15 protein-coding genes are annotated in these 18,099 nt (G+C 47.8%); 10 read left to right on the top strand and 5 right to left on the bottom strand.

Annotation, left to right across the window (positions count from 1 at the left end; genetic code table 11):
• Window positions 1–41 precede the first annotated feature (41 nt).
• Complete coding sequence (locus AC1DYT_RS18395) at window positions 42–920, top strand: diiron oxygenase (RefSeq protein WP_477470995.1); 879 nt, start codon at window positions 42–44, stop codon at window positions 918–920.
• Window position 921: 1 nt separating this feature from the next.
• Here AC1DYT_RS18395 and AC1DYT_RS18390 read toward each other — a convergent pair whose 3' ends face one another.
• Window positions 922–1,155 carry a hypothetical protein gene (locus AC1DYT_RS18390; protein WP_477470994.1) on the bottom strand — a complete coding sequence of 78 codons (234 nt, stop codon included), beginning with the start codon at window positions 1,153–1,155 and terminating at the stop codon, window positions 922–924.
• Between the two features lie 407 nt (window positions 1,156–1,562).
• Complete coding sequence (locus AC1DYT_RS18385) at window positions 1,563–2,696, bottom strand: acyltransferase family protein (protein WP_477470993.1); 1,134 nt, start codon at window positions 2,694–2,696, stop codon at window positions 1,563–1,565.
• A gap of 212 nt (window positions 2,697–2,908) precedes the next feature.
• On the opposite strand from AC1DYT_RS18385, the gene AC1DYT_RS18380 reads away from it, so the two are divergent.
• Both AC1DYT_RS18380 and AC1DYT_RS18375 read left to right on the top strand, forming a co-directional pair.
• Window positions 2,909–3,181: a hypothetical protein gene (locus tag AC1DYT_RS18380; protein WP_477470992.1), complete on the top strand. Its 273-nt coding sequence runs from the start codon at window positions 2,909–2,911 to the stop codon at window positions 3,179–3,181.
• Window positions 3,178–3,939: an MBL fold metallo-hydrolase gene (locus tag AC1DYT_RS18375; RefSeq protein WP_477470991.1), complete on the top strand. Its 762-nt coding sequence runs from the start codon at window positions 3,178–3,180 to the stop codon at window positions 3,937–3,939. Before AC1DYT_RS18380 ends, AC1DYT_RS18375 begins: the two co-directional genes overlap by 4 nt.
• Before the next feature lie 134 nt (window positions 3,940–4,073).
• On the opposite strand, the gene AC1DYT_RS18370 is transcribed toward AC1DYT_RS18375, so the two are convergent.
• Together AC1DYT_RS18370 and AC1DYT_RS18365 are read right to left on the bottom strand one after the other, a co-directional pair.
• The gene (locus AC1DYT_RS18370) at window positions 4,074–4,529 is read right to left on the bottom strand and encodes a hypothetical protein (protein WP_477470990.1); all 456 of its coding nucleotides are present in this window, start codon (window positions 4,527–4,529) and stop codon (window positions 4,074–4,076) included.
• A gap of 420 nt (window positions 4,530–4,949) precedes the next feature.
• Window positions 4,950–5,930 carry a glycoside hydrolase family 5 protein gene (locus AC1DYT_RS18365; protein ID WP_477470989.1) on the bottom strand — a complete coding sequence of 327 codons (981 nt, stop codon included), beginning with the start codon at window positions 5,928–5,930 and terminating at the stop codon, window positions 4,950–4,952.
• A 191-nt stretch (window positions 5,931–6,121) separates the two neighbouring features.
• On the opposite strand from AC1DYT_RS18365, the gene AC1DYT_RS18360 reads away from it, so the two are divergent.
• A complete protein-coding gene (locus tag AC1DYT_RS18360) occupies window positions 6,122–7,435 on the top strand; it encodes an alkaline phosphatase family protein (RefSeq protein ID WP_477470988.1) in 1,314 nt (437 codons plus the stop codon).
• Window positions 7,419–7,910 carry a hypothetical protein gene (locus tag AC1DYT_RS18355; protein ID WP_477470987.1) on the top strand — a complete coding sequence of 164 codons (492 nt, stop codon included), beginning with the start codon at window positions 7,419–7,421 and terminating at the stop codon, window positions 7,908–7,910. The genes AC1DYT_RS18360 and AC1DYT_RS18355 overlap by 17 nt, the downstream gene beginning before the upstream one ends.
• Before the next feature lie 95 nt (window positions 7,911–8,005).
• Here the strand turns inward: AC1DYT_RS18355 and AC1DYT_RS18350 are convergent, their stop codons facing one another.
• Complete coding sequence (locus AC1DYT_RS18350) at window positions 8,006–11,143, bottom strand: glycosyltransferase family 117 protein (protein WP_477470986.1); 3,138 nt, start codon at window positions 11,141–11,143, stop codon at window positions 8,006–8,008.
• A gap of 273 nt (window positions 11,144–11,416) precedes the next feature.
• Between AC1DYT_RS18350 and AC1DYT_RS18345 the strand changes: the two genes are divergently transcribed.
• From AC1DYT_RS18345 to AC1DYT_RS18325, 5 genes are all read left to right on the top strand, one after another.
• Complete coding sequence (locus AC1DYT_RS18345) at window positions 11,417–13,060, top strand: gliding motility protein RemB (RefSeq protein ID WP_477470985.1); 1,644 nt, start codon at window positions 11,417–11,419, stop codon at window positions 13,058–13,060.
• A 304-nt stretch (window positions 13,061–13,364) separates the two neighbouring features.
• Window positions 13,365–14,615, top strand: a complete 1,251-nt coding sequence (locus tag AC1DYT_RS18340) for a DUF2130 domain-containing protein (protein ID WP_477470984.1) — start codon at window positions 13,365–13,367, stop codon at window positions 14,613–14,615.
• 515 nt (window positions 14,616–15,130) lie between these two features.
• On the top strand, window positions 15,131–15,781 hold the full coding sequence (locus AC1DYT_RS18335) for a response regulator (protein ID WP_477470983.1): 651 nt from the start codon (window positions 15,131–15,133) through the stop codon (window positions 15,779–15,781).
• Window positions 15,782–15,962: 181 nt separating this feature from the next.
• Entirely contained in the window at window positions 15,963–16,331 is a 369-nt protein-coding gene (locus tag AC1DYT_RS18330) for a single-stranded DNA-binding protein (RefSeq protein ID WP_477470982.1), read from the top strand.
• 74 nt (window positions 16,332–16,405) lie between these two features.
• Window positions 16,406–17,470, top strand: a complete 1,065-nt coding sequence (locus tag AC1DYT_RS18325) for a M20 family metallo-hydrolase (protein ID WP_477470981.1) — start codon at window positions 16,406–16,408, stop codon at window positions 17,468–17,470.
• Window positions 17,471–18,099 lie beyond the last annotated feature (629 nt).

The raw sequence follows: 18,099 nt of genomic DNA, 5'->3' as shown, positions 1-18,099 counted from the left end.
CCCAGCAAACCCTCTCCCCATTTTTTCCGTTATCTTAGCATATGCGCGCAGAGGAAATAGAAAGGCTGGTAAAGATAAGCAAGGAGCGCCCGCTGATGCCCGAAACTTATGTGCCCTGGGCGGAGGAACCGTCATCTACCGACTTATACCTGCCCGAATTCCTTACTTCTTTAGAGGGCCTCCCGGTTTACGATACCCTCACCCAACAACAAAAAACCGATCTGGGTCGCCACGAAGTCGTGCAGGTGCTATACTCTTACGGCTGGGGCGAAGCGCTTTTCTGCGTATTTATGACGCGCTACCTGCTCACCCTCCCGCCCGATGGGCCGGAGCACCGTTTCCTCATCCGCGAGATAATCGAAGAATACCGCCACCAGGAAATGTTTGCGCAAACCATCACGCAGCTGAGGGGGCAAGCCTTGCCCCCTACCAAAATGCATGCCTTCGTTGGGAAGGTCAGCACCAATTACCTGCCTGCCGATTTCCTGTTTATGGGTAGCCTGGCGGTGGAACTGATAACCGATATGTACGGCAACCACACCCGCCGCGCGCCGGAAATTTACATCGTGCTGCGCAAGGTGTTCGAACTGCACAACATCGAAGAAGGCCGCCACATCCATTTCACGAAGGGTTTACTGGAGAATTACACCAAAAAAGCGGGCTATATCAGGCGCACGCTATACAGCTTTGTGATATTGATGAACATATACTTCGTGCGCACCATGTATGTGCGTAGCGCCATATACGAGCGTATTGGCATACCCAACGCCGATGCAGTTTTTAAAGAAGCTACCAAAAATTACCGCAGCAAATTCACCCAAAACTGCCTCGGGCATATTATCGAATTTGTGGATGGTTTCGGTGGGTTTAATGCTGCCACCCGCTGGGCGTGGCGGTGGTTGTTGGGTGCAAAAATTTAAATTAATAAAATACAACTTTAACAACAACAGCAACGAGCATTGTGATGAGAGCACTGGAAGCAACTGCCAAACGATAATAAGCTATGCGCCCACCGTGTGTTGTCCAATTTTTGACAGCGACCCTTTCCTGGATTGCCTCGTATTTACCAAATTTATATTTATCCCGGCTAAAGCGAACGATTAACGTGAAAGCTAATATCCATGTTAATGCCGCGACAATTATTAATGAATTCATGAGTAAATATTTTGGTTGTGTAAAAGTAAGGTAGATTTAAGGTAAAAACAATATTGCGCTGAAGTATATCGGCAATGACGCGGTGGTTAATTTTCATCCTGTTTAATCCCGAAATCCTTTAATCGTGTCCCATCGTGTTTAATCCTTTAATCATGTCCTCCGCTCCATTACCTCCCGCCAGGTGGTCAATATAAAACCTTTCTCTTTTAAAAATGCTTTCAGCCTCGGGTCCAGCATCGCCAGTAAGTCGCCTTTACGCTCTTTGGCCGGTATCGCTTCTGTTCCTACCGCAAAATGTCTGAACTCGAATTTTAAAGAATTTATTGAATTAACAGAATGCTAAGACCTGGCTCATTAAATTCTGTACTTTCTTAAAATTCTTTAAAATTCGAGTTCAGATAACCTCCTTACACCCTAATATATATCCCCCTCTTATCCAATATCTTCCCTACCACCCAGCATATCAGCATGTAGCTGATGGCAAACAGCAACGAACCTATGGCCCCGGGTGCTATTACCTGGTAAAACGATGAGTTTATCCAATCGAAAAAGCTTACTTTCCCAACCGGCACCATCCAAAAAGCGATGATGAGTATCTCCGAGAGGATGTAAATAGGCAGCGGATTTTTGCCTGCGGTGGTAAAGAAACCGGTCCAGTTGCCTTTGTTCCAGTTGCGTACCTCAACAATATAAATAAGCGATGATATGATAAGCATATCCAAACCAACCGTTAATAAAGTGAATGGGCTTGTCCACAGTTTCTTGCCTATCGGGAAATTCATATTCCAGAAAAGGGCGATGAACAGGAACAATGCGCCGGTAAGCATCAGTTGCGAAATGGTTTCGTAGCTTTTGCCTTTTTCCTGTATGAATTTGCCGGCGTAGTAGCCACAGATAACGTTCACAATGGCGGGCAGCGTGCTCAGTATGCCCTCCGGGTCGAATGCTACGCCCTCGCCGTGGTACAGGTGGGCGTCGCCCAGGATAAATTTATCCAGGTAAGTACCCGCGTTGGTAAGCATGCCGTAAGGGGCAGCCGGGTCGCCAAAGGCCAGCAGCAATAATTGATAGCCCACTAATAATACAACGCTGATGACGATAACAGCCCTTTTCGATTTGATGAAGTAAACGATAAGCGAAGCAAACATATAGCAAAGCGCGATACGCTGCAATACCCCCATGATGCGGGTGTTGCTGATGGGCCTGAATGCCCAACCTGCGTCTGTATGATCCACAAAGGGGAACCAATACATGAGGTATCCCAGCAGGAAAATAATAACCGTACGTTTAAATATCTTGCCCAGCACCGCACCGGCACTCATCTGCGCAAACTTGCCCGACGTGAAGCTCATGGCATTACCGACAGCGAAAAGGAAGGAAGGGAACACCAGGTCGGTTGGCGTAAAGCCAAACCAGGCGGCATGTTCCAGCGGGGCGAAGGGTGCCGCGCCGCTGCCGGGCGTATTCACAATAATCATAAAACAAATGGTCATCCCACGGAATACATCCAGCGAGAGGAACCGTTCAGGCTTTTGGCTCATATATCAACAAAGGGCTTAAATGGTTAAGGGCGAAAATCTTGTCCAAGATATAAATAAATCGAAATTAAAAATAGTCCCGCGCCATTGATTTGCAAAAAGCGGCAATAGTTTTTAAAATAATTTAATAAGCCACATCGAACCGACTTAAAAAAAATGGAAAAAGGACGTAGCCGACACATTTGTAATGGGTAATTATCCTATTTTTGAACTTCATGCTTACGCCTACCAATCATACGCTGGAAAAACTGGAACTGCTGTTAAAAACAGCCGGCTACCGCGTGCGGTACGAAAAAGGCAACTTTAAAACCGGTGCCTGCCTGCTGCAAAATAGCCGCATGATTGTGGTAAACAAATTTGCCAACCTCGAAAGCAAGATAGCCGCCGTGGCCGATTTGGCCCGCACGCTGGAGATAGACCAGCACCTGCTGGATGAAAAGCAGGCTGCGTTTTTGCATCAATTAAAACAAACCACCCTGCAGCTGTGACCATTACCTTCCTGGGAACCGGAACCTCGCAGGGCGTGCCTGTGATAGCCTGCAACTGCGAAGTATGCACCTCTGCCAACACGCAGGATAAGCGCCTGCGCACATCTATACTGATAGAAGCCGGCGATAAAACCGTGGTAATTGATTCCGGGCCCGATTTTAGGTACCAGATGCTGCGCGCCGGCGTACAGCACCTGGACGCCATCGTTTTTACCCACGAACATAAGGACCACGTGGCAGGTATGGATGATATCCGCGCATTCAATTACAAACAACAGGGCCCGGTAGATATTTATGCCGATACCCGCGTGCAGTTGGCTCTCCGCCGCGAATTCCCTTATATTTTTGACGATAAGGGCTACCCCGGCATACCGCAGATTGACTTACATACTATTGGCTTGCAGCCTTTCGATATCGGCAGCATACACCTCATACCCCTGGAGGTGATGCACTACAAACTGCCTGTGCTGGGTTTCCGTATAAACGATTTCACTTACATCACCGATGCTAAAACCGTATCAGATGCCGAAAAGCAGAAGATACGCGGCAGCAAGATATTGGTGGTAAACGCCCTGCAGAAAGAAAAGCACATATCGCATTTTACGCTGGAGGAAGCGATAGCTTTTGCACAGGATATCGGCGCGGATATTACTTACTTTACCCATATCAGCCACCGGCTGGGCAAGCACCGGGACATTGCCGCAGAACTGCCGGATGGCATCCGCCTGGCTTACGATGGTCTGAAGCTGGAAATTTAAAATTCCGTAAAAAACGACTACCGCAAGCCATATCCCTGCAAAAAGCGGCAACCACACCTCTGTAGCTATGCTTAAGGCTTTTATAGAAAGCAATCATCTGGTAATAAACCATTAATTGGCAGCAATCCAACCTGTTAATGCAGCTCAACAAAGCTCACCTGATCTATAGCGCCACGGTATTCTTTTAGGTGGCCTTTCATCTTAACATCTACACGGCCGCGCAGGGTTACCATACGGTTGTTCATATGCGTATAACTGCCATCTTCGGCATCAAAAAAACCTTTTTGCGTGCCTGATAGATACAAAGGGCAATCCTGCGTAAAGTTTACCCAAAGAGCATGGCTATTTCCACGTGCAGAAAAAAGGCTATCGTTTACCAGGGCCGACAGGTCCTTACCTTCGGTGTATCGGCCGGATACCTCCACGTATTGCAGGTTATAATATTTGATGCTATCTACCAGGTTTGCATAACTTACCTTTTTAAACACGATGCCTTCGGCGCAATCGCTGGTGTAAAGGCGTTTGCTATGCGCGCAGCCCAGGCATATTGCCGTGGCCAGCATCAGGATTAAAAAAAAAGCTTTTTGCATTGCCACACAATTTACGCAGGGAAATCAACAAACAAGGCATCGTGGCGATATTTTACATTAATATTGAACCATAGAGGATTATGGCGGTTTACCCGCCGGTTCAAGCGTCCCGCTTGGACCAAAGCGTTATAGTAAGCGTCCCGCTTACTATAACGCTTTGCAATGTTAGAAACATCCGCATTTAAATCGTGCAACCCCGTTGGCACGTGGTTTCGGTACAGGAATAATAATATACCTGCAAAATCGACTAAAAAATCATTTCGTTACGTCAGCGGGACGCTGACATGTATGTAGGTTCAAGCGAGACGCTTGAACTGGCGGGGATTTTATTGAGTTTAAGCGAACAAAAAGACTCCGTGCCCTCTGTGCAAACCTCCGCGGACTCTGTGTTTAAATAGCCGCCAAATTTTGTTTTATTGCTTATTTATTAAGCCCCCGCAGTACCTTACGGATGTAGCTGCCTGCCGATGTAAGCTGTTCCTCCGTCCAGCCGCCTGTAACCGGCGCACCAGGTTCTAAAATGGCGGTGGTTTCGTCCTTGTCAGTTAAATTCCAATTTGCCCAGCTCAGGTGCCTGGCTTCCATCCAATCCAGCCAGGCCTTTGTTTTGCCCCGGTCGAATTTGCCGTTGCCATTGGCCTCGCCCACGCCCCACTCGGTAACCATAAGCGGCAGGCCCATCTGTATGGCCTTATCTGCCCTGGCGCGCAGCGGCTCCTGGTGGGTTTTGTCAGATGCGTAAAAATGGAAGGAATAGGCAATATTGGCAAAACCGGCAATAGGGCTTGCTGCTGCTATATCCACATCCTGGTCCCAATGCGGGCTACCAACTACAATCAGGTTATCGGTATCGTACCTGCGTATCTCGGGGATTACCTGCATGGCGTAGTTCTTCACGGTGTCCCAGGCTACGCGCTCGGGTTCGTTCCATATCTCATAGATTACATTGGGCACGCCTTTGTAACGTTGCGCCATCTCGGCAAAAAAGGCCTTGGCCTGCGGGATGTGCCGATTGCCGTTATGGTCGTGCCAGTCAATCAGCACATAAATACCGTTTTTAATGGCTGCATCTATCACATAAAGCATCAGTTGTTTTTGCAGGCCGGGTTCCTGCAGATAGCCATGTCCGGGCTGTACGCCCATAGATGCGCGAAGGATGGACACCTTGAAATCTGAGGCCAGCCAATCAACCACCACAGGGCTATAGTATTTGCGCCCTGCCCATAGGCTCCAGGATAAGCTTACGCCGCGTAAGGCAGGCGGCAGGCCGTTTTTATTTACGATAATGCCATTCTTAACCGCCAAAGCACCGTTTACTGCCACCGGCGAGCCATCGGGTTGGGCAAAGGCTGCACTTACCATCGCTAAAACAAATACCAACAAAGCATATTTCTTCATCATCCGGACAAGATAAGGCTAAGCTTCCTGATTTGGCCGGATTTGCCAAAAATTGAGAAGAGAATGCTGTAAATGCAACATGCGCCGCCAATGGGCGTTCCTGCTGGATGGACTTGGCCAGGGCTGCAACATTAATGTTATAGTATCAATTTGTTAACTGTATTTATATACTTTTGAAGCCATAGTATCCCCAAATGAAAAAATACAGCATATTAGCGGCTTTAATGATGCTTTGCTTTGCGGGCATTTGCCAAAAGCAACAGCCTGCAGATACCACCCAAAAAATCGTCGCGGGCCGTAAAAACAGCCTGGCCCAGCAAAAAAAGCCCTACATAATATTGATTTCTGCCGATGGTTTCCGTTGGGATTATGTGGATAAATACAACGCTCCCAACCTCAAGAGGCTCCGTAACGATGGGGTGCATGCCAAATCGATGGTACCCTCCTACCCCTCGGTAACTTTCCCCAACCACTATGCGCTGGTAAGCGGGCTTTACCCCTCGCACTCGGGCCTGGTGAACAACTCCTTTTACGACCGCGACCGCAACGACAGCTACAGCATGAGCAATAAAGCCAAGGTGGCCGACGGCACCTGGTATGGAGGCACCCCGCTTTGGGTACTGGCCGAGCAGCAGAATATGCTGGCCGCAAGTTTTTACTGGGTAGCATCAGAAGCGGCCATAAAAAACACCCGCCCAACTTACTATTACATCTACAACGAACAGATAGACATGACCCGCCGCATAGGCGCTGTTGTAAACTGGCTTAAGCTGCCGCCAGAAGAGCGACCGCATTTCATCACTTTTTACCTGCCCCAGGTAGATCATGCCGGGCATACCTACGGACCCGACGCACCCGAAACAGGCCGCGAGGTGCTCTATGTAGATTCGGCGGTGAACGAGTTGTACAAAGCCGTTAAAACTACCGGGCTGGATGTAAACTTCGTCTTCGTGGCCGACCACGGGATGACGCAGGTTGAAAACCAAAGCCCGCTGGGCATACCCGCTGCTATAGATACCGCTAAGTTCCGGATATCGGGCGACGGCACATTGGTAGAGCTTTACGCAAAGGATAAAACGGCTATCCAAAGCACTTTCGACCAGCTGACCAAAGATGCACAAGGTTATTACAAGGTGTACCTAAAAACCAATATGCCGGCCAAATTCCATTACGGTGCGACGGACGATTGGCACAACCGCATAGGCGATATACTGCTGATACCCGAGTGGCCAAAGGTATTTAACCTGGCCAACCGCACAAACCTGCACCCCGGCTGGCACGGTTTCGACCCCACCGTGGTGAAGGATATGCACGCCACCTTTTACGCCTGGGGGCCCGCATTCCGCAAGCGCATAACCATCAAAAGTTTCCCTAACGTAGATGTTTATAATATGGTAAGCGAGTTGCTTGGCCTAAAAATAACCGACAAGGTGGATGGCACCCGCGCCCTCGCCAAAAAAATACTGGTAAAAAAAGTACTCAAAAGAAGAAATGAAACAATCAATTAAACTATTAGTGCTGCTGCTGTTGCCGGCAGCTGTTTACGCGCAAGACCCCGAAGTGGTAAAAAAACAAGCCACCGTTGTTGCCGATGCTTTGGTACACAACGATTATGCGACCGTAATTAACCATACCTACCCCAAGGCCCTGCAATTGGGCGGCGGCAAGGCCAAAATGCTGCAAATGATGACTACAGGCATGCAGCAAATGACCGCCCAGGGCGTAAGCTTTGAGAGTGCTACTATAGGCACGCCTGGGAAATTTTACAAGGCTGGTACCGAGATACATTGCCTGGTGCCCGAGTACATCAGCATGAAGGTTGGCGGGACTACCATGAAAGTTAACAGCAACCTGCTGGCCGTAAGCAGCGATAAGGGTAAAAACTGGAGCTTTTTAGACCTTAACAAAAACACCATCGCTATGGTGCCCAAGCTGTTCCCTAATTTTAATAAGGACCTTAAACTGCCCGAGCCAAAGCAGTAAGCTACAACGGTACATCAAAAAACATCATGCAATAAAAAGGCCTCCGCACGATAATCGCGCGGAGGCCTTTACATATCGGTATGTATTGCCTAATACTACATATTAAACACTACCTGCAGCTTGGTGCGATAGTTTTCTAAGTCGGCACTAAGCGATTTATAAAGCGCATCCTGGTGCTGCTGCTGCGCTGCGCCGGAAAGATCTTCAAGCATCCCCAGTGAGATACGCACATCGCGCGGGTTTAACCATGATTGGTGGTGTTGCAGGTTGTAGTAATTAAACTGCAACAGGTCTTTAATATAATCGTGTATGCTATTGGTAAACTTATTACCCAGGTTTATATCGCCAAGGCGGTAGGCAATTTCGGCCAGAGACGATTTACGCTTCGCAATATCTACATAAGGGTAAAGGTCCTCCGGCATTTCCTCATCAAATTTATGCAAGGCCTTTAACGCAAGATCGCCGTGGCCTTCGGCTGCCAAATTGGTTGCCAGATCCAGGAAGGTGGTCATCATTACCGGGTAAAACATCGTAACCGATTCGTGATCCAGGTACTTAGCCTTTTTGAAATTGCCGAACCTGAATTTGTTCATCACGTTATCATACATCACCAGCGTATTGGTCTTACTATCCTGATTGTGGTTAGCGGTATCGACCTTAAACGGAATCAGGTGATAAGCAAACCCCTCTTTGTAAAGGTAAGGCATCAGGCCAACCGTATTGCTGGTGCCTATAGTGGTAGTGAAGCAGATGGGGCGTTTCCAGTTATTATGGGCCAGTATATCAAACAGGGCCAGGTCCTCTTTAGTTACCCATTCGGCAGGGTATCGCCATTTCATCACGCTATCCAACCGGCCCTTCTGCCCTGGCGTAATCACCTTGTTCTTTAATACATCATCGGCATTAATATTCAGTTTAAAGTTTTGGGTTGGCAAATAATTAACATACTTGCCAGAACCGGTTTGGGCTTGCAGGTTACGGTCATCAGAAGTAATAAAATTGAAGACCTCCTGTATGGTTGTATAACCTTTTATACCGCTCTCGGTGTAGTGAATACCATCGCGGATGCCCTCCTTATACTTATCAAATGGCATAGTAATAGGCAGCGGCGCGCTTTTATTCATGGTTTTCTGCATCTGGCGGATGTACCAATCCGCAGTAAACAGGCTCAGGTTCACCAGGCGCACATCGGGGCGTATGCCCTCTACTTCCTGATCGTACCAAAGGCTGTACGTATCGTTATCGCCATAGGTAAACAAAATAGCGTTTGGCGGGCAGGAGATGAGGTAGTTGTAGGCCATATCGTGCGGGGTCATTTTGGTCGACCTGTCGTGCGCCCGCCACTCCTTGCACCCAATAAGCACCGGCCCGCCGGCCAGGCATAAAAGCGTAACCAGTATGCCGAACGCCTTTGGGCTAACCTTGTTGAAGGATGTTTGCAGCTTAATGGCAAAACCCTCGATTTTTTTACTGAACGGAGCGGCTACCCATCCAACTATCATGGCAAAAAATTGAGCAAAACTATCAATAAGCCCGGAAATTATCCCCTTCCTGATATCGCCCAAACCCATTACTGCCAGCCCTATCCATATGGCAAAGGCATAAAAGGATCCCACGTACGAGTAGTCGCGCTCTCGCGGCTGCACCGATGGCTGGTTTACGTAAAGCACCACCGCTATACCGGTAAAAAACCAAAGCAAGGCAACAATAAGCGCATCGCGTTTTTTGCGGCTGAGCTGATACCCCATGCCCACCAACCCCAACACTAAGGGCAGAGCATAAAGCGGGGTGTAAGTAGGGTTGTTCAGTATAGATTTTGGCAGATGCTTGCCGCCGTCGAAGATGCCGCTGGTCCAGTTGCCGTCGTACCATTCGGTGCTTTGCTGGCCATCCTCATCATTATAACGCCCCACAAAATTCCATAAGAAGTACCTTACGTACATCTGGTATATTTGCCAGCTGCCCAGCCAGCTTAGGTTATCTATAAAATTGGGTGTTTGCCCGTCGGGAATTTGCAGCCATTGCTTGTAAAAGCCAACGTCGTTAGGGTCGGTGCTGTACATGCGGGGGAAAAGCGTATTATGATCGTACTTGTATTCTAACTTCCTGTCGGCCATTTCGTATTGGCTTTTACCTTTGCGGTAAATGATGCTCCCCTCTACTCTGTCGGTAACGTTAGCATCGAAATAAGGGCCAATGAGGAGTGGGTTATCGCCGTATTGCTCGCGGTTTAAGTAACCATACATCGTAAAGGCATTATCGGGGTGCGAGTTGTTGAGGTTTGGGTTGGCAATGGCACGGATAGGGATATACGCAAACGAGCCGTAACCGAAGTATATAAACGCCACGCAGAGCAATATCAAATTAAGCACCGGCTTTTTGTACCGGATGCTGTACCATATCCCAAAAACGATGGCCCCTATCAGCAGCAGCAAAAAGAACAAGGCGCCGGTGCCGAAACCGAAGCCGAGGGTGTTTACGAAATAAAGGTCGAAATATGCGGCAAGCTTTACCGTGTAGCCGCGTATACCATATTGCACCACGCCCAAAACAACCACGCCCACCAAAAAGGCAATGATAGTGCTTTTAGTAGTAATATTTTTTGACCTGCGGAAGTAATAAACCAGCGCGATGGCCGGGATGGTGAGCAAATTCAAAAGGTGGATACCGATAGAAAGACCCATTACATACGCAATGAAAACAATCCACCTGTCGGCTCCGGGTTCATCGGCGTGGGCCTCCCATTTCAATATGGCCCAAAATACCACAGCGATACAAAGCGACGATAGCGCGAACACGATGGTTTCTACCGCCGAGAACCAGAACGTATCGGTATAGGTAAAAGCCAGAGCGCCCACCAGGCCCGAGCCCATAATAAGGTACGTTTGCGCGTTGCCAAAATCCTTTTCGCGCCCGGCTGCCAGCTTTCTGGCCATAGCGGTTATAGTCCAAAACAAAAACATTACCGTAGCGCCGCTGGCAATTGCCGAACCCATATTGGTAAAGAAAGGCACCTTGGTATTATTGCCGAATGATAGTAAGGAGAACACTTTGCCCAGCATGGCAAACATAGGGTAGCCCGGCTGGTGCGATACCTGCAGGCGGTAGGCGCAGGAGATAAACTCGCCGCAATCCCAAAAGCTTACGGAAGGTTCTAATGTTAAGATGTAAGTGGTAGAGGCTATAATAAAGCAAAGCCAGCCTAAAAGGTTGTTGATTTTATTGTATTGCATGTACTACGGATAGCTAATGGGCGCGGCAAATATCAGTATTTTTATAAGTTATATTAAGAAAAAGCGGCTTACATTAATAATTTTAACACAAATTAACACGAAGCCTCATCACAACCCTTCTCCAAAGGAGAAGGCCTCTAAACGGTTGAAATATGCTAAAATTGCAAAAAAGTCCTCTCCTTTGGAGAGGTTATAGGTGAGGCTGCGTAAGTATTGATATTTAATTCAATTTGGTACTTTAATGTTACGATAAATAATACTTATTTTGTTGCGATGCAAAAAAACCTGCCCCTGTTACCACGCAAAATCATAACGATAGCCGCTTGCGTGCTATTTTTTTCGGGAATAGCTAAGGCTCAGTCGGTTTACCTGCCGCAATCTTACCAGCTGTACCAAAAATTTAATGCCCAGGTTTACTCAAAAAGCAATGGCATGCACACGTCGCTGCGCCCTTTTTTGATAGATAGCTCGCTAACTGCCCGATATAACGAATTGATGAACGTTGGCGTTAAAACCGACCGCAAAAACTGGTTTGGCCGCAAGCTGCTGAACGAACACCTGCTTCAGGTAGAAGAAAAAGATTACACTTTTTACGCCGATATATTGATCGATAACATCTTCGGCAAAGATTTTAAGGATAAAAGCAACACGCCTGCCGCATTCAAACCTTTTGGCTACGGTTTAAAAACGCCTTTGGGCATCAATACCCGCGGTTTCCAGGTAGGCGGTACCATTGGCAAAAAATTCTCATTTTATACCAGCGCTTACGAAAACCAGGCGGTGTTCCCCAACTACTATAACAAATACGTAGACTCCTCGGGCTTCGTTCCGGGGCAGGCTTACGATCGTAGCTTCGGCAAAGCACAGAAGGATTATTCGTACGTAACGGCTATGTTATCTTACACGCCTTCCAGGTATTTCAACGTTGCCCTGGGGCAGGATAAAACCTTTATCGGCGATGGCTACCGCTCGTTGCTGCTGTCAGACTTTTCGGCCAATTACCCCCTGCTGCGGATGACGGCAAACATTGGCCCCGTGCAGTATATGATGATGTGGACCTACCTACAGGACATCAAAGCCCCTAAGTTCGACGATTTTGGCAGCAACCGACGAAAATATGCGCTGTACCATTATTTAGATTGGAACGCCACCAAGAGCCTTTCTTTAGGATTCTTCAACGCAGTTATAACGCCCGAAGCCGACGACCAGGACAACCGCCACGGCTTCGACGTAAACTATATTAACCCGCTGTTTTTTACGGCAGGCAACAATTCGGCTACGCCGAATAACGTATTGTTCGGTTTTACCGGTAAGTATAAAGTGTTCGATAAAAATGCCCTGTATGCGCAGGTTATCCTCGATAATCAAAAAACGGCAGCAGGCGCCAGCAAAAGCAGCAATGGCTACCAAATTGGCTTGCGCGGCGGAGACGTGGGCGGCGTAAAGAACCTCAGCTATTTAGTGGAGTTCAACACCGTAAAGCCTTACACCTACTCGGATGCCAACATGCTGGCCAGCTATACCTTCTATGGCGACCCGCTGGCACATCCGCTTGGCGCAAACTTCAGGGAGTTTGTAGGCTTGCTAAACTACTCTATCGGTCGCGTGGATTTCCAGGGGCAGCTTAATTACGCCAAATACGGACTGGATGGCACTAACGAAAACAATGGTAAAAACATCAATGCACCATACAACGTTGCGAACCCAACTGCCGTGGTAGGGCAGGGAATAAGTACCTCTCTATACTACGCCGAAGGAACCGTATCGTTCCTGGTAAACCCTAAATACAACCTCCGTTTTGAACTGGGCGGGATTTACCGACGAACGATGAGAAGTATTGATCCGAACGACCGTAAAAACGCCATTATCACCTTTGGTATGCGCACTACGTTCCGTAATTTATACCACGATTTCTAAGTTAGAGATTAGAGGCTAAAGATAAGAGATTAGAGAGGCGCGATTTGCGCCTCTTTTGGTTTGGTAGAGATTGAACCACAAAGCGCACAAAGATTGGCATGATGGCATTCACAAAGAGCACTAAGCCTTGCAATTTAATATAAAACCTTACCCTTTGTGTACTTTGTGCTTCTCTCTTTGTGTCCTTTGTGGTTAAATTCGGCGGCTAATATTTTGAGCATTTTTCTCCACAATACCTTTTTTAATTCGTGTAATTCGATTGAATTAGTGAAATTCGTGTTCACTCAATTCGTGAAATTCATTTATGGCTACAGAAGTTAAGTGCCCCAGCTGCGGACATGGTTTCCCTATTGAGGAGGTTATGGCCGAGGAATACAAGCAGCAGCTAAGGCTGAAGATGCAGGATTATACCCGCCAGAAAGAAGAAGAATACCGCAAAAAAGACGACGATTTCCTCAGCCGCCAAAAACTGCAACAACAGGAATTTGAGCAGCGCTTGAGCACCGAAAAAAAGGCTTTGCAGCTTACGCTGGAAGAAAACCTGCGCAAAGATATCGCCTCCGATTTTGAGAACCAGCTGCTGATGCTGCAAAACTCGGTAAACGCCAGTGCCGAAAAACTAAAGGAATCGCGCCAGAAAGAGCTGGAGTTTTTACAACGCGAGCAAAGCCTCAAGCAAAAAGAAGAAGAGCTGGAGCTGTCTACCCAACGCAAATTGCAGGAGCAGCGCGCCGAACTGAGCGAACAGATACGCAAACAGGAAACCGAAAAATACTCCATTAAAGACACCGAGCATCAGCTAAAGGTAAAAGAAATGGAAAAGCAGCTGGAAGACCAGAAACGCCTGGTTGACGAGATGAAACGCCGCGCCGAGCAAGGCTCGATGCAACTGCAGGGCGAAGCGCAGGAGCTGATACTGGAAGAATTGCTGCGTACCTACTTCCCCTTTGATGTGATAAGTGAGGTGGGCAAAGGTGTTCGCGGGGCCGACTGTGTGCAAACCGTGCGCAACCAGTTTGGGCAGGAATGCGGCAAAATTATATACGAAAGCAAACGCACCACCGCCTTCGGCGGCGACTGGATAGACAAACTGAAGAAGGATATGCGCGCCCAGGGCGTTGATGTTGCCGTAATAGTAACCCAATGCTACCCAAAAGGCATGGACTGCTTCGGCGAGCGCGACGGGGTATGGATATGCAGTTTTGATGAGGTAAGGGCCGTGAGCTATATCCTGCGCGATGGCGTGATAAAGCTATCTAATCTGGCCAAAGCACAGGACAACAAAGGCGATAAGATGCACCTGCTGTATGATTACCTCACCAGTGCTGAGTTTTCCGAGCAATGGAAGGCTATCCGCGAAGGCTACATGAGTATGCGCCTATCCATCCAAAAAGAACGCGATGCCATGGAGAAAATGTGGAAAGCACGCGAGAAACAATTGGATAAGGTGTTGCTGAACGCGGCGCATATCAAAGGCTCGGTAGAGGGCATAGCCGGAAGCGATATGATACATTTGAGCCTCAGCGACGACGACGACCCGTTGTTGCTTGAATAATGGCCGGCGTTTTACAACGTAAACGCAAAAACTTTTTTGTTTTTTTAATGTGTGGGGCGGAGATAAGGTTGTTTTGCTAACGGTAAGGCCCCTGGCCCAGGTAATAGCACATGAATAGGCAGCAACTCAGGAATGCAAATCGGCATTGCAAAATGAGAGACGCAAAATATTGCGTCTCTACGGCGAAAAATCAAAAAATCTGGTAGGGTTGCCGACACGTAGAGACGCAATATTTTGCGTCTCCCGCATGCAAATCATCCACGCAAATCACTTGGCCCCCGCGCATTGCGATGGGCATGCCTTTTCATGGGATATTACTCTTGTTTATAGGCGGTTAACCGTAGCATAGCTTGGTTACGCAGGCGTCCCCTTTGTGTTTTAATACGCCTGTTTCGGTTTATTACCAATTCATGGCGTTAATGCAAGGCTTTATCCGTAGTTTTACTTATTCTTTGCTATTTCCACCAGTATACTTCCCGGTACCTTTTCATTACATAATTCTTAGTATTTCTTTAATGATAAAAATTCTGCTGGCCGAAGGTCATACGGTAGTACGTAATGGTATTAAATCCCTTTTAGAAAAAGAAACAGATATAGCCGTTATTGCTGAGGTTGGAGACGCGGAATCTGCTTTGCAATGGCTGAATGAAAACCCTGCACCGGATGTTGTTATTACCGCCATAACTTTCCCCCTGCTAAATGGCATTCAGCTTACGGCCGAAATAAAACAGGCATATCCGGCCGTAAAAGTGGTAATACTATCCCGTATCGACGAAGAAAAATACATACTGCAAGCCTTTAAGGCTGGTGCTATGGGTTACTTGCTAAAAAGCGTGAACGCCGACGAGCTCATTTTTGGCATACGCCATGTGGCAAATACCAATCAGCGTTACCTGTGCAACGAAATAGCCCTTAAACTGCTGGATAAACTATTGCAATTAACCCCAACAGCAGATGGAGTTGGATTGGCTACAGACATTTCTAAACGTGAGATAGAGGTTCTGGTACTGATATCCCAGGGCTTTACAAACGAAGAAGTTGCCGGTAAACTATTTACCAGCAGGCGCACAATCGAAAGCCATCGCCAAAGCCTTATCAATAAAACAGGCACCCGTAATACAGCAGCGCTGGTACGGTATGCCGTATTAAATCAAATCATCGGATAACAGGGCTCCCCCTCCCTCCCACACCAATAGCTAAGCGCGGCTGTCAGGCAAAGCATACCGCATAACTCGCTCGCTGGCCTCAATACGCCCTGCCGCCATAAATAGGTATTTATTACCAACTAAATGAGTATTTATACTAACTGTAAGTTTTATACAAAGCCGAAATTTTGTTTTGCAAAGGATGGCCTACAGGATGCTTAGTAATTCGGGAGTAAACAAAGTAATTTTATTGGGTATAGCAGAGGGGCCTTTCGAACAAAAAATGGCAGGCGGCTTGTTGTTTTTATGTTTTAACTTAATTACTGCGGAGCAAATGAAAAAAGGCACTAATTACGTCGAGCATCGCGAATCCCATCGGATACGGATTCCGGAAAAATTATTCACGCCCGAGGTAACGGGTTTAGCCAATGGCATCACATTGTTTATAGAGGGCAGGATCAGCACTACATCGTACATAGACGACCAACGGATAAAACGTTATAATTTGGACATCGTTGCCAACAAAGTAGATGTTTTAGGCATGGTTGACGTGAGCCTGATAAAATCATAAACCCACAAAGCTATTTACCTTTCCGTAAAAAAGCAGTAATTTTGCCGACATCATCGGGAATATTCCCGGCATCTATGGCAGATATAGCAACCCTTCAGCAACAGGCAGTCACCCTGCTCCAGCAACTGATTTCGATACCCTCTTTTAGTAAAGAGGAAGACCGCACGGCCGACCTTATAGAACAAACCCTGCAGCAACACGGCGTGCAAACCCACCGCAAGCTCAACAACATATGGGCTTGGAACAAACATTTCGATGCCGCAAAACCCACTATCCTGCTCAACTCACACCACGATACCGTTAAACCAAACTCCGGCTACACCCGCGACCCTTACGATGCCAAAATAGAGGGCGATAAGCTCTTCGGCCTGGGCAGCAACGATGCCGGCGGTTGCCTGGTATCGCTAATAGCGGTGTTCTTATACTACTTCGACGCAGCGGGTTTAAAATACAATTTTTGCCTGGCCACCACCGCCGAGGAAGAAATATCCGGCGTAAACGGGCTGGAACTTATCATCCCCGATCTGGGCGAGCTTGATTTTGGCATCGTAGGCGAACCCACCCTCATGGACCTTGCCGTTGCCGAGCGCGGCCTGATGGTACTGGATTGCACCGCCCATGGCAAAGCCGGCCACGCCGCCCGCGAAGAAGGCGAGAACGCCATTTATAAGGCACTGGCCGATATAGAATGGTTCCGCAACTACAAGTTCCCTAAAGAATCTGAAGTGTTCGGGCCGATAAAGATGTCGGTAACCATTATCAACGCCGGCTCGCAGCATAACGTGGTGCCCGCCACCTGCACATTTACGGTAGATGTGCGCGTAACCGATGCCTACCGCAACGAAGAAGTGCTGGAGATTATCCGTGAGCATGTAAGCTGTGATGTTAAGCCACGCTCCATCCGGCTGAAACCATCCAAGATAGATAAGAACCATCCGTTCGTACAGGCCGGTATCTCGCTTGGCCGCACGCCGTATGGCTCCCCTACTACATCCGATCAATCGCTGCTGGATATCCAATCCATCAAAATAGGCCCCGGCGATAGCGCCCGCTCGCATATGGCAGATGAGTTTATTTATGTGGACGAGATTGGCAAAGGGATAGCGCTGTATATTGAAATGTTATCTAAGATTGTTTGATTTTAGATTTACGATTTAAACCTTATTGTCATTCGAGGGAAGCGCAGCTACGAGAAACTATCTCTTGAGCGACAGCGAAAAATCTTCTTCGCTATGCAATGGAACCAAGCAGAGCGGTTGTGCATTGTTGTCAATGTCCGCGACGAGAGTCGACTCACCCGGTCATTGCTCCGCTCGAGCACCCTCTCTGCTCCGCAAAGAGGGTAGCTTCAATATATTCTTTTCTTAGCCCTCTTTGCGCAGCAGAGAGGGCCGACGCCCCGTATACGGGGCCGTCGGGGTGAGTCAAATAGCCATAATGCATGTCCGCTTGCACGCCTATAAGTTTTATCTTTCGCCCTTCTGCTCATTCCCACCCGCTGCTCTATCGTATCGACAACCTTGATTAGAAATTACATTATCCCCCGTTGTCATTTCGAACCAAGCGATAGCGAGGGAGAAATCTTCTGCACTGCGCAAAGAAGGAATGCTGAGGCGTTTATGTTGTCAAGATTTAATGAAGCTCCTTACAAGCCCGCCCAATATATTGACAAGGAAGGCAGCATGTGCTACCAACAGCGATAAACCTGGTAAAATAAAGAATTTGTACGACCGCAACACTTCTTCAGGCTGAACTTCCAGAGCGTAAT

The organism is Mucilaginibacter sp. P1_D10 (genome assembly GCF_056406215.1).
The sequence above is the reverse complement of the archived record's forward strand: the minus strand, read 5'-3'. Positions and strand labels throughout refer to the sequence as shown.